We start from the raw sequence: 21,491 nt of genomic DNA, 5'->3' as shown, positions 1-21,491 counted from the left end.
GGCCACCACACCCGACATGGATGTTTTCCATTCCCCGGTGGTTTTTATACTCAGCAAAACAGGGAGAAAACTTTATAAGTTCCCGCCACGGCTTGCGTAGTGTGCACCCGGGTAAGACCTTTGACTATAAGCCTTTGGTTGAAGGCCCCGCAAACTTGCGAGGCCTTCCGGGTACTAACCTGATCAGAACAGTATAGCGTCTGTCGCAAATCCTGCTGCTTAAGTAGCCCTTTGCAGCAGAAGATTCCGAATGTGGCCGATAGCCCTTGTGGGGTTCAGGCCTTTCGGGCAGACACTTACACAGTTCATGATGCCCCTGCAACGGAATACGCTGAACGGGTCATCAAGGTTGGCAAGTCGCTCTTCCTGGGCTGTATCCCGGCTGTCAGCCAGGAAACGGTAGGCCTGAAGCAGGCCGGCAGGACCGATAAACTTGTCAGGGTTCCACCAGAACGACGGGCAGGACGTGGAGCAGCAGGCACAGAGAATACACTCGTACAGGCCGTCCAGCTTCTGGCGGTCTTCCGGAGACTGCAGCCGCTCGATCGCAGGCGCAGGCTTGTCGTTAATCAGGTACGGCATGACCTTTTCGTACTGCTTATAGAAAAGACTCATATCTACAACCAGATCACGAATGACCGGCAGGCCCGGCAGCGGGCGCAGAACCAGCTTATCGCCCTTCACCACCTGGGAAACAGGCGTGATACAGGCCAGCCCGTTCTTGCCGTTCATGTTCATGCCGTCGGAGCCACAAACGCCCTCCCGACAGGAACGGCGATAGGCCATTGAAGGATCCCGCTCCTTGACCAGGTTCAGCACGTCAAGAACCATAAGATCCTTGCCTTCCGGAATTTCGACATCCACGTCCTGCATATAAGGCGCGTTGTCGGTCTCCGGGTTATAACGATAAAGGCTTACTAACATTTTCGGAATCCCCCTTAGTAAGTCCGGACCTTCGGCTCGAACTTGTCCACCGTCTTCGGTGCAAAGTTCACATCACGCTTGCCCACACGCTTTTCCAGCGGGAAGTACATGGAGTGCTTGAGCCAATTCTCGTCATCACGCTCGGTGAAATCGTTCCTGGCGTGGGCACCACGGCTTTCCTTACGCTCGAACGCGGAAATCGCTGTGGACAGGGCAACCTCATAAAGGTTGTCCAGTTCGAGCGCCTCGATACGAGCAGTGTTAAAGGCGTTGCTGGTATCAGCCAGCTTGGTGTTGCGAACGCGCTCACCAATGGCTTCCAACTTCTTGAGACCCTCTTCCATGCTCTTGCCGTCACGGAATACACCGAAGTACAGCTGCATACAGTTCTGGAGATCTTTCCGAACTTCCGCAACACTCTCGCCTTCGGAGGCGTTGTTCAGGCGGTCAAGCCGCGCCATCGCGCGTTTGATGTCGTCTTCGCTGGCACCGTCCACTTCAAAGCCGCCACGAAGCTGCTCCTCGATGTGCAGACCCGCTGCGCGACCGAAGACCACCAGATCCAGCAGAGAGTTACCACCCAGACGGTTGGCACCGTGTACCGATACACAGGCTGCTTCACCACAGGCGAACAGCCCGGGGATCGGCTTGTCCTTGCCATTTTCGTCCTGGGTCAGCGCCTGGCCACCAACGTTGGTCGGAATACCGCCCATCATGTAGTGACAGGTCGGAACAACCGGGATCGGCTCTTTCACGGGATCAACGTGCGCAAAGGTGCGGGACAGCTCACAGATGCCCGGCAAACGCAGGTTCAGGGTTTCTTCGCCCAGATGATCAAGCTTCAGCAGCACGTGATCCTTGTCGGGACCACAGCCACGACCTTCCAGGATCTCGATAACCATGGCGCGGGCAACAACGTCCCGGCCTGCCAGGTCTTTCGCGTTCGGCGCATAGCGCTCCATGAAACGCTCGCCCTCGGCGTTGATCAGATAGCCACCCTCGCCCCGGCAACCTTCGGTTACCAGCGTGCCAGCACCGTAGATGCCGGTCGGATGGAACTGCCACATTTCCATGTCCTGCATCGGGAAACCGGCGCGCAGCGCCATGCCGATACCATCGCCCGTATTGATCAGGGCGTTTGTTGTGGAGGCGTAGATACGACCCGCGCCACCGGTAGCCAGAACGGTTGCCTTGGACTTGATGTAAGCAACTTCGCCGGTCTCGACTTCGATGGCGACCACACCAACGACTTCGTCCTTGCTGTTCTTGACGAGATCAACCGCGTACCACTCGTTCAGGAACGTTGTGCCGCCCTTGATGTTGGCCTGATACAGGGTATGCAGAAGCGCGTGACCGGTACGGTCGGCAGCTGCACAGGTACGAGCTGCCTGAGTCGGGTTATCCGGGCCCTTGGACTGGCCACCGAAAGGACGCTGATAGATACGACCCTGCTCGGTACGGGAGAAAGGAAGACCCATGTGCTCAAGCTCGAACACCGCCTGAGGGCCTACAGAACACATGTACTCGACGGCATCCTGGTCGGCAATGTAGTCCGAGCCTTTTACCGTGTCATACATGTGCCAGCGCCAGTCGTCGTTCGGATCAGCACTGGCAATAGCACAGGTAATACCGCCCTGCGCAGAGACCGTATGAGACCGCGTGGGGAAAACCTTGGTGATACACGCGGTATTGACGCCGGATTCGGTCAGCTGAAGCGCGGCACGCATGCCGGAGCCGCCGCCACCGATAACAATTGCGTCAAAGGACATGGTCTTGATATTAGCCATCGATTAAAGCCCCCAAATAATTTGAATACCCCAGACGACGTACACAAAAACACCGAGGATAACCACTGCCTGGGCCAGCAACCGTTGTCCAGCGGATTTCATGTAATCCGTTGTAACTGTCCACAACCCGACCCATGCATGCCCCGCAATCGACAACAAAGCCAGAAGCGTGAATATCTTCACCCATGCCTGATCGAACAGAGCAGACCAGGTTTGGTAGTCGACGTCGGTGGAGATGAAAAAGCCGAGTAAAAACAGCGTGTACAGGGCTAATACGTAGGCCGAAACGCGCTGGATGATCCAATCCTGAATTCCGTTACGACCGATATTCGTGACACTGTTCATGCCCATACCCAAACTCCTGCCAAAAGGATGAGAATGACGGAAACCGCAACCGTGATCTTTGATGCCAGGCGGCCGCTTTCCAGCTCTTCACCAATGCCCATGTCCATGAACAGGTGCTTGATGCCTGCAACCAGGTGGTACAACAGAGCAGACAAGATGCCCCAGGTAATCAGCTTGGCAAGGAAGCTGTCCAGCAGTTCACTTACGCGACTGAAGCCCTCTTCCCCGGACAGGGAAAGCTGGAGCCCGTAAAGCATGAACGCAACAGCAACAAACAGGATGATGCCGCTGATGCGGTGCAATATGGACGTAATGGCTGGCAGCGGAAAATGAAACTTGCCGAGATCGAGATTTACTGGTCGTTTGCTATTCACAGCGCTCTCACACTCTCTCTTAGTTCCGCGGGACCGGAAAACCGGGTGCGGATGGTTGGTATGTAAGGATCGGCATGCCGCTACGAAACCGGCATACGATTGGCTTGGAAGAGAAGAAACCTTTTCCACAACCGCCTGTCTAGAAAGCTGCCATAAAAGGTTTATCCCCGATTCCGGGCTAGGGATTATAAGGAGTACCCTAACCAATTACAAACGTGCAACGTCGCTCAGGCCGCGTATTTCAGGGGGTTAAGCCAGCTATAAGGAGGATTGACAAATCCTTTTCCTGCCCGAATCCGTTGTCATTCGGGATATCCCTGATTTACAGCCAATGTCAAATTATGGGTTTTCCCGACTCTTCCATTGACAAAAAAAGCCAACGCCCTATATTTTGCCGCCAGTTTTGCGATAATACGCGCCTTCTAGCGCATCTATAACTGTAGATAAAGCTGTCAAAGCTGATAAATAGGAGAGCACCATGACCGACAGGAAAGCCACGCTCTCGGTGGGGGACAAGTCCATTGAGCTACCGGTTTATTCAGGCACCGTCGGCCCTGACGTTATCGACGTACGAGGCCTAGTCCAGGAAGGCGTTTTCACATACGATCCCGGATTCGTATCCACAGCAGCCTGCGAATCGGCCATTACCTACATCGACGGAGCAAACGGCGTTCTCCTGCACCGCGGCTACCCGATTGAGCAACTGGCCGAACATTCTGACTACCTTGAAGTCTGCTACCTCCTCCTTCACGGCGAACTCCCGAGCGCCGAGGAAAACCAGAAGTTCCACGACACCATCAAAAACCACACCATGCTCCACGACCAGATGCGGAACTTCTTCCAGGGTTTCCGTCGTGATGCACACCCGATGGCGATCATGTGTGGTGTAGTCGGCGCTCTGTCCGCCTTCTACCACGGCGAGATGGACGTTGCCAGCCAGGAGCAGCGGGAAATTACCGCGCATCGCCTGATTGCAAAGATGCCGACCATTGCCGCCTGGTGTTACAAGTACGCCATTGGCCAACCTTTCATTTATCCGCGTAACGACCTCTCGTACTCCGAGAACTTCCTGCAGATGATGTTTGGCGTTCCTTGCGAGGAGTACAAGCCGAACCCGATCCTGGCCAAGGCCATGGACAAGATTTTCATCCTGCACGCGGATCATGAACAGAACGCCTCAACGTCTACGGTGCGCCTGGCCGGCTCTACCGGCGCCAACCCCTACGCCTGCATTGCCTCCGGCATCGCGGCTCTGTGGGGACCCGCTCACGGCGGCGCCAACGAAGCGGTTCTGGACATGCTGGCCGAGATCGGCGATGAATCCAACATCGAGAAATTCATTGCCAAGGCCAAGGACAAAGACGATCCGTTCCGCCTGATGGGCTTCGGCCACCGGGTATACAAGAACTTCGACCCGCGCGCCAAAGTAATGGCTGAAACTGCCCACGAAGTGCTGACCGAGCTGGGCCTGGAAAACGACCCGCTGCTGAAGATCGCCCAGCGTCTCGAGAAGATCGCGCTGGAAGACGAATACTTCGTCAAGCGCAAGCTCTACCCCAACGTGGATTTCTATTCCGGCCTGATCCTCAAGGCAATCGGAATCCCGACGTCGATGTTCACCGTTATCTTCGCTCTGTCGCGTACCATTGGCTGGTTCTCGCACTGGAACGAAATGGTAAGCGGCGACTATCGCATCGGCCGTCCGCGTCAGCTCTACACCGGCTCGGATTCCCGGGATTATCCGGCCAAATAAGTCTGACTTGCCGGGTAAAACACGTAAAGGCCGCTGATTCAGCGGCCTTTTTTATTGCGTGCTGCCCTGCCCTTATGTGCTAAGTTAACCCGATAAAAACATAAGAGGAGAAAGCGATGACTAAAGCAGCATTTATCGGCCTGGGCGTCATGGGTTACCCGATGGCCGGCCACCTGGCGAAGGCGGGGCTCGACGTCAGGGTCTGGAACCGGACCAATGCCAAAGCCGAGCAGTGGGCAAGCGAATACTCGGGAACCAGCTGCACCACCATTGCTGAGGCCGTGAGGGGCGCGGATATTGTTTTGACCTGTGTTGGGGCCGATACCGATCTTATGGCCGTTTACGAGGGTGATGAAGGTATTCTCGCCAATGCCTCTGAAGGCGCTGTGCTGGTCGATCACACTACGGCTTCTGCCGGCATTGCCGAGTATCTCGCTGAAGCTGCCAGCAAAAACAACATGGGATTTGTAGACGCGCCTGTATCCGGCGGCCAGCAAGGCGCTGAAAACGGCAAACTGACCATCATGTGCGGCGGCTCGGAACAGGACTATGCGAAAGCCGAGCCGGTTATGGAGCACTATGCGCGGGCACTCAATCGAATGGGCCCGGCTGGCAGTGGCCAGAAAACCAAGATGGTGAACCAGATCGCGATTGCCGGTCTCGTCCAGGGGCTTTCAGAGGCCCTGCACTTTGCCGAGCAGGCTGAACTGGATGTGGCGAAAGTGGTGGACGTGATTTCAAAAGGCGCAGCCCAATCCTGGCAAATGGAAAACCGCTCGGGAACCATGATTGCAGGAGAGTTCGAACACGGTTTCGCCGTTGACTGGATGCGCAAGGACCTCGGGATTTGCCTTGAGGAGGCGAGAAAAGTGAATGCGTCTCTGCCGGTGACCGCACTGGTCGATCAATTCTATGCGGATGTCCAGTCGATGGGCGGTAAACGATGGGACACCTCATCTCTCATACAGAGACTGAGGAAATTACGCTAAGGTATTGAATCCGGGGTCGTTTGACGGCAATCAGCCCACGACCCCGGAAACCAGCAGACGTTACTTTTTCTTGTCCTGTGGTTGCCACTTACCGTTCACATACCACGCGGACCAGCCCGTCGCCTTGCCATCCTTTTCAGACATGACGTACTGCTCCTTGCTCTTACGGCTGTAGCGAATCACCGTCGGATTACCCTCGGGGTCACGCTCGGGCGCATCCATCAGGTAATCGTACTTCGGATCAATCTCCTTGCGGTGCGGTTTAATCTCCATCACCAGCGGTGGCCGCGTTTCCCGGTTTTTCGGGAATTTGCTGGCAGCCAGGAATAAACCGGACGCACCGTCCCTGAGAACGTAAGTATCATCGACTTTCTGACATTGGAGCTCGGGCATTGGCACCGGGTCCATTTTGGGCGGAGCGGGCTCGCCATTTTTCAGCAACTTGCGGGTATTCTTGCACTCGGCATTGGTGCATCCGAAATACTTGCCAAAACGCCCGGTTTTAAGCTGCATCTCGGAGCCACACTTATCGCACTCAAGAGTCGGCCCATCGTAGCCCTTGATTCGGAACGTGCCCTTTTCAACTTCATATCCGGAGCAGTCGGGATTGTTACCGCAGACATGCAGCTTGCGGGTTTCGTCCACCAGATAGCTGTTCATGGCGGTGCCACATTTCGGGCAGCGGCGCTTTTTACGCAGCAGGCGGGTTTCGCCCTCACCCTCTACATCATCATCAGCACTGACCACTTCATCGCCGGAAACCAGATTAATGGTGGTCTTGCAACGCTCCTTCGGCGGCAGAGAATACCCCGAACAGCCCAGGAAGACGCCGGTACTGGCCACACGAATCTGCATATTACGGCCGCAGCTCGGGCACGGAATGTCCGTTTCAGTGGGCGTGTTGGCGCGCATGCCACCGTCTTCCGCACTCTCGGCCTTTTCCAGTTGCTGCCGGAACCGGCCGTAAAAATCATTCAGAACTTTTTTCCACTCGACATCGCCTTCGGCAATCTCGTCAAGCTCATCTTCCATCTTCGCGGTGAAGTCGAAGTCCATCAGGTTCGGGAAAGATTCCGAAAGGCGCTCGGTAACAATCTCACCCATCTTTTCGGCGTAGAAACGACGATTCTGCAGCCTTACATAGCCACGATCCTGAATCGTGGAAATAATCGAGGCATAGGTCGAAGGCCGCCCGATCCCCTGTTTTTCAAGCTCTTTAACCAGGCTCGCCTCGGTGTACCTGGGCGCGGGTTTGGTAAAGTGCTGGGTCGGATCAAGCTTTTTAAGATCCAGAACTTCGTCTACCTGTATATCCGGGAGCGCGATGTCTTCGTCTTTTTTGGCAGCCTGGGGGGCGGCCTTAAGAAAACCTTCGAACTTGATGATACGGCCCCGGGTACGCAGCTCGTAATCGCCGTTAGCGACCACGATGGACGTGCTCAGGAACTCGGCATCGGACATCTGGCAGGCAATGAACTGGCGCCAGATCAGGTCGTAAAGCTTCTCGGCATCCTTCTCGAGACCGCTGATATCGGCCGGACGGCGACTCACTTCGGTCGGTCGAATGGCCTCGTGGGCTTCCTGGGCGCCCTCTTTACTTCCGTAAACCCGGGGTTTCTCGGGCAGGTACTTGTCGCCAAACTGTTTCTCGATAAAGCTTCGGCAACTGGCAATCGCATCCTGGCTCAGGTTGGTGGAGTCAGTACGCATGTAAGTAATAAAGCCCGCCTCATAGAGACGCTGGGCAAGCATCATGGTTTTCTTGACACTGAACCCCATGCGGTTGCTCGCCGCCTGCTGCAGCGTGGAGGTAATGAACGGGGCTGACGGACGCGAGCGTGTCGGCTTGTCTTCTCGCTTGGAGACCTTGAAGGTGCCGGCCTTGAGGCGGCTGACGTGCTCGGTGCTCTGCTGCTCGTTGACTGGCCGGTAAGGCTTGTCATCGTGGCGCGTAACTTCGAAGCGCACCGGTTGCTCGGCCTTGGCCGATGCGAGGTCGGCATGCAGTTGCCAGAATTCTTCCGGGACAAATTTCCGGATCTCCCGCTCCCGCTCCACAATCAACCGAACAGCGACTGACTGCACACGACCGGCAGACAGGCCACGGGCAATCTTTGCCCACAGCAGCGGCGACACCATATAGCCCACAACCCGGTCGAGGAAGCGCCGGGCCTGCTGGGCATTCACCCGGTTGTTGTCGAGATTCCCGGGGTCCTTGAAGGCTTCCTGAATTGCGCGCTTTGTGATTTCGTTAAACACCACCCGCCGGTATTTCTCCGGCTCGCCGCCAATGGTTTCCTGCAGGTGCCAGGCAATGGCCTCCCCTTCACGGTCCAAATCCGTCGCCAGATAGATGTGGTCTGCGGATTTGGCCAGGCGCTTCAGTTCACTGACAACCTTCTCTTTGCCGGGAAGGATCTCGTAACGGGCGCTCCAGTTCTGGTCGGGATCGACACCCATGCGGGCCACCAGTTGCTCCCGGGCCTTGCGCTTTTTGTGCACAGCCTTTTCTTCCGGGCTCATCTTTCGGGTGGCGGCGGCCTGTCTGGCGCGCTCCTTCGGATCCGACTGGGATCCACTGCCACTGACGGGAAGATCACGAATGTGCCCGACGCTCGATTTGACGATGAAGTCAGAGCCCAGGTACTTGTTGATGGTCTTCGCTTTCGCTGGTGACTCGACAATTACGAGACTTTTACCCATATCGGAGATCTGTATCCTTGGCGATAAATCGGTCAATAAATCAGCAAACCGTAAACTCGCTGTAAAATCAGTCGGCTAGAAAACACATTCGCCGCTATTTTGTATAGGCTCACTGTTTTACAGGGTCAAGAATAGCAAGACAACCCATTCTTTGGTTTCAATCCTGCTTTTTTTCACATTCGGGAACCCTGTTGGGCCCGCCTGCTGAAACAGAAAGGCCCGGCATTTGCCGGGCCTTCTGAAACCGCGAAATGCAATCCGGTTACTGGATTACAGACGCTCCCAGACCGTTGCAATGCCCTGGCCCAGACCGATACACATGGTGGAAACACCAAGCTTACCGCCTTTGGCCTGCATTACATTCAGCAGGGTTGTAGAGATACGTGCACCAGAGCAGCCCAGCGGATGGCCCAGGGCAATCGCGCCGCCGTTCAGGTTCACTTTTTCTTCCATAACGCCCAGAAGTTTCAGGTCCTTCAGGACAGGCAGGGACTGGCCGGCGAAAGCCTCGTTCAGTTCCCAGAAGTCGATATCCTCGACTTTCAGGCCTGCGCGCTTCAGGGCTTTCTTAGTGGCCGGCACCGGGCCGTAACCCATGATCGCGGGATCACAGCCGGCAACGGCCATGCTGCGGACCTTGGCAATCGGCTTGAGACCAAGTGCCTCTGCACGCTCTGCAGACATCAGCACCATCGCTGCCGCACCGTCGGTCAGCTGGGAAGACGTACCGGCTGTTACGGTACCGTTCTTCGGATCGAACGCCGGCTTGAGCTGGCTCAGGGACTCGGCCGTGGTCTCGGGACGAATGGTCTCGTCTTCCTCGATCAGCACCTTGAAGCCGTTCTCGTCGTGACCTTCAATGGGCACGATTTCGTTCTTGAAACGGCCTTCTACGGTCGCTTCATGGGCCAGACGGTGGGACCGAGCGCCGAACTCGTCCTGCTGCTCACGGGTAATCCCGTGCATCTTGGCCAGCATTTCCGCGGTCAGGCCCATCATGTTGGACGCTTTTGCGGAGTACTTGGACGCAGCCGGGTTGTGGTCGAAGCCTTCGGTCATGGGTACGTGCCCCATGTGCTCAACACCACCCACGAAGAACACATCACCGTTGCCGGTCATGATGGCCTGGGCTGCAGTGTGAATCGCGCTCATGGCAGAGCCACACAGGCGGTTCACGGTCTGAGCGGCAGACTCGTGGGGAATGCGGGTCAGCAGGGAAATCTGACGCGCCACGTTGAAGCCCTGCTCCTTGGTCTGGTTTACACAGCCCCAGATAACATCTTCAACTTCTTTCGGGTCGAGCTTCGGGTTGCGCTCAAACAGTGCTTCGATCAGATTGGCGGACAGGGTCTCTGCACGCACGTTCCGGAAACAACCGTTTTTGGCACGACCCATCGGAGTCCGCACGCAATCGACGACGACAACGTCTCTCGGATTAAGGCTCATAGATCTTTCTCCGTTCGGAAATCTCGTTCAGGGTTAGCCAAAGAACTTTTTGCCAGTCTTGGCCATTTCACGCAGCTTCTCGGTCGGGTGATAAAGAGGACCAAGGTCTGCAAACTTGTCTGCCAGTTCGACGAACTTGTCTACACCCATATCGTCGATATAGCGCAGGGCACCACCACGGAACGGCGGGAAGCCGATACCGAAAATCAGGCCCATATCAGCATCTGCCGGATCTTCGACAATGCCGTCTTCCAGGCAGCGAACGGTTTCCAGGCAAAGAGGAATCATCATACGGGCGATGATGTCTTCTTCGCTGAACTCGTTCTTACCCTGAACAACAGGCTCGAGCAGCTTGTAGGTCTCTTCGTCGACAACCTTCTTCTGCTTGCCCTTGCGGTCCAGTTCATACTTGTAGAAGCCCTTGTCGTTCTTCTGTCCGTAACGGTTGTTATCGAACATTACGTCAATGGCGGTTGTACCTTCGTGCTTCATCCGATCCGGGAAGCCGTCTGCCATTACTTCGCCAGCGTGCTTGCCGGTATCCATGCCGACCACGTCCAGCAGGTACGCAGGACCCATGGGCCAGCCGAACTTTTCCATAACCTTGTCAACGTGCTGGAAGTCAGCACCGTCACGTACCAGGCCGATAAAGCCGCCGAAGTACGGGAACAGAACACGGTTGACCAGGAAGCCCGGGCAATCGTTTACAACGATCGGGGTCTTGCCCATGGCCTTGGCGTAGGCCACCGTGGTTGCAATGGCGCGATCACTGGTCTTCTCGCCACGGATTACCTCAACCAGCGGCATCATGTGCACCGGGTTGAAGAAGTGCATGCCGCAGAAGTTTTCCGGACGCTTCAGGTTCTTGGCCAGCAGGTCGATGGAAATCGTCGAGGTGTTGGAGGTCAGGATGGTGTCCTCGCGAACCGCATCTTCGGTTTCACGCAGAACCGCATCTTTCACCTTCGGGTTTTCAACAACCGCTTCAACCACCAGGTCTACATTCTTGAAGTCGCCATAGTTCAGGGTCGGCGTGATGCTGTTGAGCACGTCGGCCATCTGATCCGGCTTCATCTTTCCTTTTTCAACACGCTTGGACAGAAGCTTCTTGGCTTCTTTCAGACCCAGGGCGATGCCGTCCTGGTTGATGTCCTTCATGATGATCGGCGTGCCTTTCAGGGCAGACTGGAAGGCAACACCACCACCCATGATACCGGCACCGAGAACGGCAGCCAGGTTCACGTCGTTAGCTTCTTTTTCCCAGGCCTTGGCCTTCTTCTTCAATTCCTGATCGTTCAGGAACAGGCCAACCAGGCAGGCCGCCACATTGGTCTTGGCCATCTTGGCGAAGCCTTTGGCTTCGACTTCGATTGCCTTGTCGCGGGTCATGCCGGCATGCTTCTGCATGACCTTGATGGCCTCGACAGGAGCCGGGTAGTTCTTGCCAGCCTTGCCGGCAACAAACGCCTTGGAAATCTCGAATGCCATCATGCTTTCCATGGCATTGAGCTTGATCTTGCCCTTCTTCTCTTCACGACGGGCTTCGTGGTCCAGCTTTCCTTCGTTGCACTGGTTAATAATGGCAACAGCAGCATCGACCAGCTTGTCGGACTCGAGCACGGCATCGACAGCGCCGACTTTCAGAGCGACATCAGCACGGTTCTCGGTACCACCGCTGATCCACTCGACGGCATTGTCCACGCCGACCAGACGGGACAGACGCACGGTACCGCCAAAGCCCGGGAAGATGCCAAGCTTCACTTCCGGAAGACCAACCTTGGCCTTCTTGTCCATCACGCGGTAGTCGGTTGCAAGACACATTTCGAAACCGCCACCCAGCGCCATACCGTTGATCGCGGTAACGGTGGGGAACGGCAGATCTTCAACAGCGTTGAAGACTTCGTTGGCCTTGAGGTTGTTGGCTACCAGATCCTCTTCCGAGCCTGCAAAAAGCTCGGTGAATTCGGTAATGTCGGCACCAACAATGAAGCTGTCCTTGGAGCTGGTGACTACCAGACCCTTCAGGTTCTTCTGCGCTTTCAGTGCGTCAGTCGCGGCGCGGAGCTCTTCAATAGTAAGACGGTTGAACTTGTTTACTGACTCGCCCTGCAAGTCGAAGTTCAACTGAGCGATCCCGCCTTCGATCTCTTTAACCGTGATGGCTTTACCTTCGTAAATCATCAACTGATCTCCAGTCTGTGTTTGGAACTGCTTCCAACCGGGCGGTACTTTTGATTTACCGGCGCGGCTGTTTGTGCAGCGAGATTTCGGTCACTGCCCGATCATCCGATCCAAAAATTCATACAGTCGTTTGAATCGTGAGGGCACACGATGAAAAAAAACGGCGCATTTGTCAATTTGTTTCTTTCGGGAGGGCTGCAAAAGTCCCCGAAATACCGGGGGCAGCCGAAGGTAAGTAGAGCGGAATTGTTATGTTTCAGTGAACTGCAAGCCACTTCTCAGGAAAAACCGGAACATCGTCACGCAAATTTAATAGTTATTTACATTTACCGGCATCAACGCCGCCAAAACAGCTTGATTGGCTGACGCAGTTACTTTACCTTCGATCTACGACTTTGGTCCACAATAATAAAACCGCATTACGGAGACCCATCCGATGAAAGACGCTACCCTGCGGATACGCTTCCTTGTAACCGCACTTATTCTGTTCACACTGACTTCCATGGGTGTCCGCGCCCAGGACAGCGCCGATGGATTTCTCTCCGACCTTCATAATTTCCGGGTCAGCAACTACATGGCTCTGGATGCCTACTACCGCTTCAGTAGCACCGGTGACACCGACACCCTCAACGAGATTGTGCAGGGCATCAATTCAGCCAACGATGCCATGAACTCCATAGCGGGTAGCGATTCCGGAGTCCTCTCTGCCGAGGAGGTTGAAGGGCTTAATCAGGAGTTCGACAAGTTCAAGAACCTGATGCGTGACAACATCAACGATGTACGCAATACCGGCTATCCGGACCTGCGTCTGGTCTCCGACATGGCCAACCAGGCGCTGACCATGAACGACAAAGCTACGGAGCTGTACCGGGTAGCCCAGGAAAGCTCCCAAACGGAGACCAACCCCAGGGTTGAGGCCGCGCGTTCGGCTGCCGTAAAAATGGCACAGATGATGGCCAAGTACTCCGTGAGGACCAACTCGTCCGTCGCCCAGACCTTCCAGGGCTCTTCTACTGAAACACCACTCGACGAGCAGGCCCGGGAACTGGATGAGCTGCTGGCATCTGTCATTCAGGGCGACGGAACGGCGGAACTGAAAGCAGCGCTGAACGACATCTCTTCCAAGTGGCAGTTTATTCGCGGCTCCTACATTAACTACAACGAGAACAACGTGGGATTTGTAATCGATCGCTACTCCAAGGGAATCCTGAAAGGACTGGCCACCACCATCGAGCTGCTCCAGGGTAATGCCTGATACCTCTTCTCTCCTTTTCTGGCGGGTCTAATTGCCCGCCAGAAAAGCGCTTTTCCGCCTTCATTATTGATACCGGTCAGTTTCCCGCTACACTTTCCCGACCGGATTTAAGGTACTATCCTCAGAACAATACCCCGTGTGCGAAGGAGCGATACGATGTCCGCCTATAAAAAGATGCTTGTTGCCATTGACCTTACCGAAGAAGCCCCGCAGGTGCTGAACAAGGCAAAAGCCATTAGTGAAGCCCACGGCGCCGAGCTGATGCTGGTCCACGTGGTTGAGCCTGTCGGATATGCCTATGGCGGCGATATCCCGATGGACCTGACGGAACTGCAGGACCAGCTCGACAAAGCGGCCCGTGAACAGCTCGGAACCTACGGCGATCAGTACGGCGTAGCAAAGAACAATCAGGTAGTAACGGTCGGGCGTCCGGAATCTGAAATTCACAGGCTCGCCAAGGAACAGGAGGTGGATCTGGTGATTGTGGGCAGTCACGGACGAAAGGGTTTCCAGCTGTTGCTGGGCTCAACCGCCAACGGGGTCCTGCATGGAACCGAATGCGATGTTCTGGCCGTTCGAATTCATTAACGGTTTCTGAACTGCAGGCCCGGGGCCGGACCCGGGCCGCACTGAGGGGAAGCGGCTATCAGGCGCCCTCCCCGCCCATTTTCGATTCCAGTTTGCGCAGCTGACTCTCCAGCGAGAAACTGACACTTGAGGCCATTGAAAAGAAGTTCAGTAGCGCCTTCAGATTGCTATCCCCCTTGCAGACCGAGTGAATGCGCTGCCACAGGGCCTGATTGACCAGCTGCAACCTCTGATTCCTCTCCACAAGTCCTTTCAGGTCCCAATCCGGCGTCTGGTGATTCCGTTTCGCGAAATATTGCTGCAACAGATAGTGAGACACACTGCGCATAATGAATTCATCGGTATTTGCAAACGGCAGGTGATGAACAGCCATCGGCTTGAGTTCTGACAGCACCGGGCACCCGCTGGTCGCCATCTTCAGTCCGAGCAGCGAACGGAGCGCCTCCTCCAGCGCGGTCTGCTTCAGATAGCTTCGGCGGTCGTCCGTTACCTTCACCCCAACCTTCTGATAGGCATCTTCATCCCGGAAGGCTTCGACAACGGGCAATATCTCCGTTGCTGCCGGACAGTGGGGCGATTCCGCAGTGTTCAGGGGGCAGTTGCTGCACTGGCAGTGCTCCAGCTTCGTCCATGAGGGTAACGGCCCCGAAGGTTGGGAGGGTTTATCCGTAACCTTGAATTCGACGGAACGACCGTCCTGAAATCTGAAATCGTAATGTACATTCATTGGTTTGCCTGTTCTTCCAGCTCCATCCACCGCTCGATGACCTGCTCCAGACGGTTTTCCTTTTCCGTCAATGCTTCCAGAGTGGCCGAGACTTCATCCGGTGGGCCTGAATAAAAATCAGCCTGGGAAATTCTTTCCTGCAGGCCGGCGACTTCCTGCTCGAGTGCCTCAATCTGCCCCGGCAACTGCTCAAGCTCGAGTTTGAGTTTGTAGCTCAGCTTAGCGGGTTTGCTTTTCTCAGACTGCGTTCCCGCTTTTGTGCCATCCGCGACTTTCTGTGATTCGACCTTGCCAGTATCAACAGAGGTTTTACTGGATTTATCCTGCTTGTCCGGTCGATTACCGGTGGCTTCTGACGGGAAACAGCCGCCCTGTCGACGCCAATCGGTGTAGCCACCCACGAACTCCCGCACTTTGCCCGATCCATCCAGGAAAACCGTTTCGGTGATCACATTATCAAGAAACTCACGGTCGTGACTGATCACGATCACGGTGCCGGCAAATTCCGCCAGCTGTTCTTCCAGCAATTCCAGCGTTTCCACATCCAGATCGTTGGTTGGCTCATCGAGCACCAGAATATTGGCGGGCTTGCTGAACAGTTTCGCCAGTAGCAGCCGGGCACGCTCACCACCGGAAAAGACGCTGACCGGAGATCTGGCGCGCTCCGGGGTAAACAGGAATTCCTGCAAATAGCCGAGCACATGCTTGCTCTGGCCATTAATGTCGATGAACTCCCGGCCCTCGGACAGGTTATCCAGTGCGTTCCGTGTCAGATCCAGCTCGCCTCGCAGCTGGTCGAAGTAAGCAACCTGCAGATTGGTTCCCAGACGAACAGAACCCTCGGTTGGTTCCAGGTCTCCCAATAAAAGCCGAACAAGGGTGGTCTTGCCCGTGCCGTTCTCGCCAACGAGCCCGATCTTGTCCCCGCGAAGGATGGTAAGATTCATATCTCTTATTACCGGGGTGCCATCCGGATAGGCAAAGCCCGCGTCCCTGGTTTCAACCACCAGCTTGCCAGACCGCGCCGCGTCCTCCACTGCAAAGCTGGCGGTTCCACCCCGCACCCTGCGCTGCCGGTGCTCCTCACGCATGGCTTTCAGGGCCCGAACACGCCCCATATTACGAGTCCTGCGAGCCTTGATGCCCTGCCGAATCCAGGCCTCTTCCTGCTTGAGGCGCTTGTCAAACAGGGCGTTTTGCCGTTCTTCTTCCTCCAGCGCTTTTTCCTTGAGGTCCAGGTAGCGGTCGTAGGTGGCAGCGAAGCTCACCAGCTTCCCGCGGTCCAGCTCTACAATCCTGGTCGCCATCCGCCGGATAAACGCCCGATCATGGCTGACAAACAACATGGCGCCGCGAAATTGGCCCAGGGCCTCTTCCAGCCAGGCGATTGCCGGAACATCCAGGTGGTTCGTGGGCTCGTCCAGCAACAGTATGTCCGGATCGGCAACCAGCGCCTTGGCCAGCAAAACCCGGCGCTGCCAACCGCCGGACAGAGTATTCAGCGTCTGGTCCGGATCAACGCCGTACTGACCGAGAATGGTGGTGACTTTCTGGTCAAGGCGCCATCCGTCCAGAGCCTCCAGGCGCTCCTGAACCTTCATCAGCCGGTCGAGACTCGCCTCATCGGCCTGCTGGGACAGCTGATGAAATTCAGCGAGCAACTGGCCCGTTTCCGGAAAGGCACCGGCGACAACTTCATAGGCGGTACGGGTATCTTCCGAGGGCAGGTTCTGCGGAAGCACCGCCAGCACGGCCCCGTCATCGAGACGAACAACGCCACCGTCGGGTATCACTTCCCCACTGACAATCTTGAGCAGGGTCGATTTTCCCTCGCCGTTTCGTCCCAGCAAACACACGCGCTCGCCGGCATCGATAACCAATGAGGCCTGATCCAGCAGCGGGTGCATTCCATAAGCCAGGGAAACTGAGTCCAGCGTTAACAGTGGCACGTTTGGTTCTACTCCGATTGGTTGGCAGTAACGGGATCACCCACCCGAATAATGCCCGGTGATTCATGAATGGCGTTCTGGCCGAAGATGACGCCCTCCTGGGTTCTGCGATAGCCGGAGAGCGTCCTCAGGGGCTGCAGGGCAGCATCCTTCTGGCCCGTGGAAGGATCCACGGTGGTCATTACACAGCGCGAACAGGGCTTTACGATGCTGAGATGGTTGTCGCCAACGCTCAGGCTCTGCCACATATCTTCATCCCAGGCCCCTGCCCCCTCAACCACAATGTTGGGGCGGAATCTGCGCATCTCCACGGGCGCCTCAAGCCGGGTATTCAGCTCTGCCAGGGAGGCGGTATTGGTCACCAGAAAGGGGAACCCGTCGGCGAAACCCACCCGGCGGTAGTCGTTGACCCGGCCTGCATCAACGCGGCGAAAAGAGCTGTCCGGCATAAAAACCAGGCGAACAGGCTTACCGCAGAAACGGCTCAGGGCAGCATTCGCCTCGGGCAACCCCGCCAGGGCCTTGACCCAGTCTCTCCAGACCAGAACCCGAACCTCTTCATCTGAGACACTCAGGACAAACTCGCCCTCATCGGGAATGCTGATCGCGACCCGGTCACCTTCCAGACGGGTTCCGACACGGGCAAGTTCCGGGTGCTCCCTCTGGGTAACAAACCGGCGGTCGTCATCCACGATCATCCATCGACGATCCCCAACCGGCCCGAAATCATCGGTATTAAAACTGGTCACTTCAATTCCAGACAGGGATTTGACGGGGTACACGAACAGCGAATGGACCTTCATGGCGGGCAGCCTCCCAAAGAATCAGGATACGCAACAGGCTGCTGAGTATACCTGACCACACACCCTGGCGCCGAGTTTGGAGATGCCCGAAAACGAAAAAACCCGGACCTTTTCAGGACCGGGTTTTCTGAATCTGGAGCGGGAAACGAGATTCGAACTCGCGACCCCAACCTTGGCAAGGTTGTGCTCTACCAACTGAGCTATTCCCGCAATGCTGATCGGCTGTTACCGACAACGGAGGCGTATTCTACGGATCCCGACGAAGCCGTCAACCACTTTTTTGCAGGTTTTTTCCAGCCAGTGTCTTGTTGTCACATTTCAGGAAACCGGAACTGTGCAGCCACTCCTGGTCTGGGTAGTACTTGAACACCAACTGCCCGCCTTTCAGGTTGTCCACCACACGCTTGACGATCTGGTTATCCACCGCCGGGCAACCATGACTGCGGCCTATACGTCCGTACTTGCTGACCCAGTCCTCATTCACATAATCGGCGCCATGAATAACGATGGCCCGCTGTCTGGCGAGATCGTTGATGCCCGGTTCCAGACCATCCAGTCTGAGTGAATATCCATGCCGACCGTAATAGGATTCCCGGGCCTGAAAAAGCCCGATACTGGACTGGTGGCTGCCCTCAGTATTGGAGAAGGCGGTGGATTCGAAATTCCCCGAATTCTTGCCGTGCGCAACCAGGTCCCGAAGCAGCAACTCCCCCTTTTCAAGGTCAAAGATCCACAGCCGTTCCTGGCTGGACGGCAGGGAGAAATCGATAACCGCGAGCCGCTCGGGCATCTCTACACCATTCGAGACAGCGCAGCGAGACGCACTGATGGCTGTCTTGAGAACTTCGGCATCAAGCTTTGGAGCGACTGTGCGCAGGCGGTCGACAAGCTGATCATCCAGCGAATCGCCAAGTGATGAGAGAGGAAGCGCTGCGCATACAGCCAGAAGTAAGCCGGCGGGCAAAAAACGCCGCATCTTTTGCATTATACGTCCCCGATAAAATGATTGCGGGTGGTAACCAAACGCCGCCACCCGGTCGAAAGTAAGTGTTGCGCATTTTATCAGGGAATTTTGCTAACCCCGTCAGAATGTACGTTTTTCATACAAAACTTTAAGAAACCACCGCGTACCTTTCTACCTTACTGGCCAAATCGGCGGCCGCCCTCAAGGTAAGCCTCTTCGTCTGCGGTCGATATCCTTCCCAGTGCCTTGTTTCGATGGGGAAAGCGACCGAACTGCTGAATAATGGCCCGGTGATCGCGGGCAGACTGAAGAAAGCTGCCCATAAAATCGGCGAGAATTCCCTGGGTCGAGCGCGCAAGCTGTTCGTAACATTCCACAGAGACGTCCTGATCGTCCCTGAGCTCGGAATGCTGCAGTGGCATGTAGAGGAAAGCCCTGTGGACCGGCGCAAGCATCATATCCTGCCCCTTCTGCATGGCTTCCCGACAGAGTTTCCGGGCCTGACGGTCCTGATCAAACGCCATGGCACTGCCGCGGAAGATGTTCCGGGAAAACTGATCCAGCAGGATGATTTCGGCGAGTGTCCCACCGGCCTCACGGCGCCAGTGGTCCAGACCCTGCTCAGACGCGAAAAGCACCATGGACAGGAAACGCCGGCGAATCTCCTGATCGAACTTGCGGTCTGACCGGAACCATTTGTTCCGATGGTCGCTGTCTGGCAACCCATTTTCGTCAAGTTCACCAAACCAGAAATCCAGAATCTCTTTCCAATCGAACATTCAGCGTCACCCTGTTACTTTAGAGACTGCCGGCCCTGACAATGGGCGGCACCCCGGATTTACGACAGGCCCTATCAAATTGACTACTCCAGGAGCGACAATGACGAGTCCCCGCATTATTCTGTTGGCACATGGAAGCAGTGACAAGCGCTGGTGTGAAACCTTTGAAAAGCTCGCCGAGCCAACCCTCAAGTCCGTGGACAACGCCCGGGTTGCCTACATGGAACTGGCGGAACCATCCATGGACACCGTCATCAGTGAAGCTGTTGCGGAAGGCGCCAGTGATTTTACGATCATCCCCCTGTTCCTGGCAGCCGGACGTCACTTGCGCAAGGACGTTCCCGCGATGATCGAAGAACTCGAAAAGGCACATGGCGCAACCATCAGCCTTGCGCCACCGATTGGAGAAAACCCTTTGCTGGGGCAGGCGATCCGGGATGTTGTTATGCTTCAACTGGAACAGACGCCAGCCTGAGCCGGGTATTTTGGAAACCGATCCGGCGGGTAGCGCGCAACAGGAGCAACAATTATGTCGAAAAGGATTCTGATTACCGGTGGTACCGGATTTATCGGCCATGTTCTGTGCCGTGAATTGCTGGCACGAAACTATGAACTCACAGTGTTCAGCCGGCAACCGGCAGAAGCGGTCAAGTCCAGTTGCGGTCGGGTCGAAGCAATTCGCGACCTGCAGCAGCTTCGCTCCCACCCTGGATACGATGCTGTAATCAACCTCGCAGGTGAAGGCATCGCCGACAAACGGTGGTCTGAAGCCCGCAAGCAGGAACTGCGGGACAGCCGGATAGGTGTAACCGAAACGCTGGTGGAGGTTATTCGCAGTTGGGAACGGGCACCGGAGGTGCTGGTCTCAGGGTCAGCTGTTGGCTTTTATGGGGATCAGGGGGCTACAACCGTAACCGAAGATACCAGCCCCAACGATGAATTTACCCATCGCCTTTGCCGCGACTGGGAAAACGCCGCCAAACCCCTCGCCGACGATGGCGTGAGGGTGTGCTTCTCCCGAACCGGTGTGGTGGCAGGCCCTGACGGAGGGTTCCTTGAACGGATGATTCTACCCTTCAAGCTGGGACTTGGCGGGCGTCTGGGAAGCGGCAAGCAGTTCATGCCCTGGGTACACCGCGACGACGTCGTTGGCGCCCTTATCTGGATGATGGAAAACCCGAGCGCCTCAGGCCCGTTCAATGTGGTGAGCCCTAACCCGGCAACCAACGCAGAGTTCACCCGAAGCCTGGGTAAGGTTTTGCACCGTCCCACGCTTTTTCCGGCGCCAGCGCCGGTACTCAAGATTGCGCTGGGAGAAATGGCGCGGCTTCTTCTGACTGGCCAGAAGGCGGTTCCGGAAAAGCTGATCAACCAGGGTTTCCAGTTCCGGTATCCCGATCTGGAGCCGGCACTGGCTCAATCCATTGCTCCCGGAGCATCCCGGTGACTTTTTTCAAAAAAGACGTTGACAGGGTTTCGAAGCTTTCTTAATATACGCGCCACCTCGACGAGGCAAGGTGTTGAAAACGTTGCGTCCCCTTCGTCTAGTGGCCTAGGACTCCGCCCTTTCACGGCGGCAACAGGGGTTCGAACCCCCTAGGGGACGCCAATTTTTCCGCGTTGAAATGTCAGGGAAACCGAAGTTTCCCAATGACATTGTCAGACCGGCTTTTGGCCTTGCTTCCCTTCTTTTCTGTCCTGGTGTCCGTGCTCCTTCTGATCTTTCATCACGAAGATGCCAACACCCACGAAAAAGCCAACCATCAGCAGTACAGTAGCAATACCCGCGATTACAACGGCGTCCATATACATGCTGTTTCCCCTTCCGGCAATTAACTTGATTAAACTCAGGTTACGCCCGGGCTGCCCGCAAGGTATTGATCCAGGTCAACGTATTTGTCAGACCAGCTGTACGCATAAATAC

General features: G+C 55.9%; 19 protein-coding genes and 2 tRNA genes. 7 read left to right on the top strand and 14 right to left on the bottom strand.

The annotated features are described in order from the left end of the window. Positions 1-219 precede the first annotated feature (219 nt). From ACP86_RS18615 to sdhC, 4 genes are read right to left on the bottom strand one after another with little or no spacing between them, the layout of a single operon-like run. Positions 220-924, bottom strand: coding sequence for a succinate dehydrogenase iron-sulfur subunit (locus tag ACP86_RS18615; protein ID WP_008174383.1), 705 nt, complete (start codon positions 922-924; stop codon positions 220-222). A 14-nt stretch (positions 925-938) separates the two neighbouring features. Continuing rightward, positions 939-2,711, bottom strand: coding sequence for a succinate dehydrogenase flavoprotein subunit (gene sdhA / locus ACP86_RS18610; protein ID WP_008174382.1), 1,773 nt, complete (start codon positions 2,709-2,711; stop codon positions 939-941). Positions 2,712-2,714: 3 nt separating this feature from the next. Further along, a complete protein-coding gene (gene sdhD / locus ACP86_RS18605; RefSeq protein WP_014576925.1) occupies positions 2,715-3,062 on the bottom strand; it encodes a succinate dehydrogenase, hydrophobic membrane anchor protein in 348 nt (115 codons plus the stop codon). Next, the gene (gene sdhC, locus ACP86_RS18600) at positions 3,053-3,430 is read right to left on the bottom strand and encodes a succinate dehydrogenase, cytochrome b556 subunit (RefSeq protein WP_014576924.1); all 378 of its coding nucleotides are present in this window, start codon (positions 3,428-3,430) and stop codon (positions 3,053-3,055) included. Before sdhC ends, sdhD begins: the two co-directional genes overlap by 10 nt. Positions 3,431-3,908: 478 nt before the next feature. Here sdhC and gltA point away from each other — a divergent pair, with 478 nt between their 5' ends. Together gltA and ACP86_RS18590 are read left to right on the top strand one after the other, a co-directional pair. Further along, a complete protein-coding gene (gene gltA, locus ACP86_RS18595) occupies positions 3,909-5,183 on the top strand; it encodes a citrate synthase (RefSeq protein WP_008174375.1) in 1,275 nt (424 codons plus the stop codon). Positions 5,184-5,299: 116 nt separating this feature from the next. After that, positions 5,300-6,172, top strand: a complete 873-nt coding sequence (locus ACP86_RS18590) for an NAD(P)-dependent oxidoreductase (protein ID WP_053115033.1) — start codon at positions 5,300-5,302, stop codon at positions 6,170-6,172. 60 nt (positions 6,173-6,232) lie between these two features. Here ACP86_RS18590 and topA read toward each other — a convergent pair whose 3' ends face one another. The 3 genes from topA to fadB form a co-directional block, all read right to left on the bottom strand. After that, a complete protein-coding gene (gene topA / locus ACP86_RS18585; RefSeq protein ID WP_053115032.1) occupies positions 6,233-8,875 on the bottom strand; it encodes a type I DNA topoisomerase in 2,643 nt (880 codons plus the stop codon). Between the two features lie 270 nt (positions 8,876-9,145). Then, positions 9,146-10,321: an acetyl-CoA C-acyltransferase FadA gene (gene fadA / locus ACP86_RS18580; protein WP_008174369.1), complete on the bottom strand. Its 1,176-nt coding sequence runs from the start codon at positions 10,319-10,321 to the stop codon at positions 9,146-9,148. 33 nt (positions 10,322-10,354) lie between these two features. After that, positions 10,355-12,502, bottom strand: coding sequence for a fatty acid oxidation complex subunit alpha FadB (gene fadB, locus ACP86_RS18575; RefSeq protein WP_008174367.1), 2,148 nt, complete (start codon positions 12,500-12,502; stop codon positions 10,355-10,357). Positions 12,503-12,938: 436 nt separating this feature from the next. On the opposite strand from fadB, the gene ACP86_RS18570 reads away from it, so the two are divergent. Together ACP86_RS18570 and ACP86_RS18565 are read left to right on the top strand one after the other, a co-directional pair. Further along, on the top strand, positions 12,939-13,757 hold the full coding sequence (locus ACP86_RS18570; RefSeq protein WP_053115031.1) for a hypothetical protein: 819 nt from the start codon (positions 12,939-12,941) through the stop codon (positions 13,755-13,757). A 156-nt stretch (positions 13,758-13,913) separates the two neighbouring features. Next, complete coding sequence (locus tag ACP86_RS18565; RefSeq protein ID WP_053115030.1) at positions 13,914-14,345, top strand: universal stress protein; 432 nt, start codon at positions 13,914-13,916, stop codon at positions 14,343-14,345. A 58-nt stretch (positions 14,346-14,403) separates the two neighbouring features. On the opposite strand, the gene ACP86_RS18560 is transcribed toward ACP86_RS18565, so the two are convergent. The 6 genes from ACP86_RS18560 to ACP86_RS18535 form a co-directional block, all read right to left on the bottom strand. Beyond that, entirely contained in the window at positions 14,404-15,072 is a 669-nt protein-coding gene (locus ACP86_RS18560) for a DUF6901 family protein (RefSeq protein WP_053115029.1), read from the bottom strand. After that, positions 15,069-17,021, bottom strand: a complete 1,953-nt coding sequence (locus ACP86_RS18555; protein WP_053115028.1) for an ATP-binding cassette domain-containing protein — start codon at positions 17,019-17,021, stop codon at positions 15,069-15,071. The genes ACP86_RS18560 and ACP86_RS18555 overlap by 4 nt, the downstream gene beginning before the upstream one ends. Positions 17,022-17,029: 8 nt before the next feature. Further along, the gene (locus tag ACP86_RS18550) at positions 17,030-17,824 is read right to left on the bottom strand and encodes an MOSC domain-containing protein (RefSeq protein ID WP_053115027.1); all 795 of its coding nucleotides are present in this window, start codon (positions 17,822-17,824) and stop codon (positions 17,030-17,032) included. A 134-nt stretch (positions 17,825-17,958) separates the two neighbouring features. Beyond that, positions 17,959-18,034 (bottom strand) — tRNA-Gly (locus ACP86_RS18545). A 58-nt stretch (positions 18,035-18,092) separates the two neighbouring features. Next, positions 18,093-18,809 carry a murein L,D-transpeptidase catalytic domain family protein gene (locus ACP86_RS18540; protein WP_053115026.1) on the bottom strand — a complete coding sequence of 239 codons (717 nt, stop codon included), beginning with the start codon at positions 18,807-18,809 and terminating at the stop codon, positions 18,093-18,095. Between the two features lie 155 nt (positions 18,810-18,964). Beyond that, the gene (locus ACP86_RS18535) at positions 18,965-19,567 is read right to left on the bottom strand and encodes a DUF924 family protein (protein ID WP_053115025.1); all 603 of its coding nucleotides are present in this window, start codon (positions 19,565-19,567) and stop codon (positions 18,965-18,967) included. 100 nt (positions 19,568-19,667) lie between these two features. Between ACP86_RS18535 and ACP86_RS18530 the strand changes: the two genes are divergently transcribed. From ACP86_RS18530 to ACP86_RS18520, 3 genes are all read left to right on the top strand, one after another. Continuing rightward, the gene (locus ACP86_RS18530) at positions 19,668-20,042 is read left to right on the top strand and encodes a sirohydrochlorin chelatase (protein ID WP_053115024.1); all 375 of its coding nucleotides are present in this window, start codon (positions 19,668-19,670) and stop codon (positions 20,040-20,042) included. A gap of 54 nt (positions 20,043-20,096) precedes the next feature. Further along, positions 20,097-21,014, top strand: coding sequence for a TIGR01777 family oxidoreductase (locus ACP86_RS18525; protein ID WP_053115023.1), 918 nt, complete (start codon positions 20,097-20,099; stop codon positions 21,012-21,014). An 86-nt stretch (positions 21,015-21,100) separates the two neighbouring features. Further along, a tRNA-Glu gene (locus tag ACP86_RS18520) sits at positions 21,101-21,176 on the top strand. 50 nt (positions 21,177-21,226) lie between these two features. Here the strand turns inward: ACP86_RS18520 and ccoM are convergent. Continuing rightward, positions 21,227-21,373: a cytochrome c oxidase subunit CcoM gene (gene ccoM, locus ACP86_RS23740; RefSeq protein WP_162490508.1), complete on the bottom strand. Its 147-nt coding sequence runs from the start codon at positions 21,371-21,373 to the stop codon at positions 21,227-21,229. Positions 21,374-21,491 lie beyond the last annotated feature (118 nt).

The sequence above is a fragment of the Marinobacter sp. CP1 genome (genome assembly GCF_001266795.1).
Classification (GTDB): domain Bacteria; phylum Pseudomonadota; class Gammaproteobacteria; order Pseudomonadales; family Oleiphilaceae; genus Marinobacter; species Marinobacter flavimaris.
The sequence above is the reverse complement of the archived record's forward strand: the minus strand, read 5'-3'. Positions and strand labels throughout refer to the sequence as shown.

Excerpts from the sequence above, each read along its gene's own strand:
- ccoM (WP_162490508.1), bottom strand. The coding sequence starts at position 21,373 with ATGGACGCCGTTGTAATCGCGGGTATTGCTACTGTACTGCTGATGGTT.
- topA (WP_053115032.1), bottom strand. The coding sequence starts at position 8,875 with ATGGGTAAAAGTCTCGTAATTGTCGAGTCACCAGCGAAAGCGAAGACC.
- ACP86_RS18535 (WP_053115025.1), bottom strand. The coding sequence starts at position 19,567 with ATGTTCGATTGGAAAGAGATTCTGGATTTCTGGTTTGGTGAACTTGAC.
- ACP86_RS18570 (WP_053115031.1), top strand. The coding sequence starts at position 12,939 with ATGAAAGACGCTACCCTGCGGATACGCTTCCTTGTAACCGCACTTATT.
- ACP86_RS18560 (WP_053115029.1), bottom strand. The coding sequence starts at position 15,072 with ATGAATGTACATTACGATTTCAGATTTCAGGACGGTCGTTCCGTCGAA.
- ACP86_RS18615 (WP_008174383.1), bottom strand. The coding sequence starts at position 924 with ATGTTAGTAAGCCTTTATCGTTATAACCCGGAGACCGACAACGCGCCT.
- ACP86_RS18530 (WP_053115024.1), top strand. The coding sequence starts at position 19,668 with ATGACGAGTCCCCGCATTATTCTGTTGGCACATGGAAGCAGTGACAAG.
- sdhA (WP_008174382.1), bottom strand. The coding sequence starts at position 2,711 with ATGGCTAATATCAAGACCATGTCCTTTGACGCAATTGTTATCGGTGGC.
- ACP86_RS18590 (WP_053115033.1), top strand. The coding sequence starts at position 5,300 with ATGACTAAAGCAGCATTTATCGGCCTGGGCGTCATGGGTTACCCGATG.
- ACP86_RS18540 (WP_053115026.1), bottom strand. The coding sequence starts at position 18,809 with ATGCAAAAGATGCGGCGTTTTTTGCCCGCCGGCTTACTTCTGGCTGTA.
- ACP86_RS18565 (WP_053115030.1), top strand. The coding sequence starts at position 13,914 with ATGTCCGCCTATAAAAAGATGCTTGTTGCCATTGACCTTACCGAAGAA.
- ACP86_RS18525 (WP_053115023.1), top strand. The coding sequence starts at position 20,097 with ATGTCGAAAAGGATTCTGATTACCGGTGGTACCGGATTTATCGGCCAT.
- sdhD (WP_014576925.1), bottom strand. The coding sequence starts at position 3,062 with ATGGGCATGAACAGTGTCACGAATATCGGTCGTAACGGAATTCAGGAT.
- gltA (WP_008174375.1), top strand. The coding sequence starts at position 3,909 with ATGACCGACAGGAAAGCCACGCTCTCGGTGGGGGACAAGTCCATTGAG.
- fadA (WP_008174369.1), bottom strand. The coding sequence starts at position 10,321 with ATGAGCCTTAATCCGAGAGACGTTGTCGTCGTCGATTGCGTGCGGACT.
- ACP86_RS18550 (WP_053115027.1), bottom strand. The coding sequence starts at position 17,824 with ATGAAGGTCCATTCGCTGTTCGTGTACCCCGTCAAATCCCTGTCTGGA.
- fadB (WP_008174367.1), bottom strand. The coding sequence starts at position 12,502 with ATGATTTACGAAGGTAAAGCCATCACGGTTAAAGAGATCGAAGGCGGG.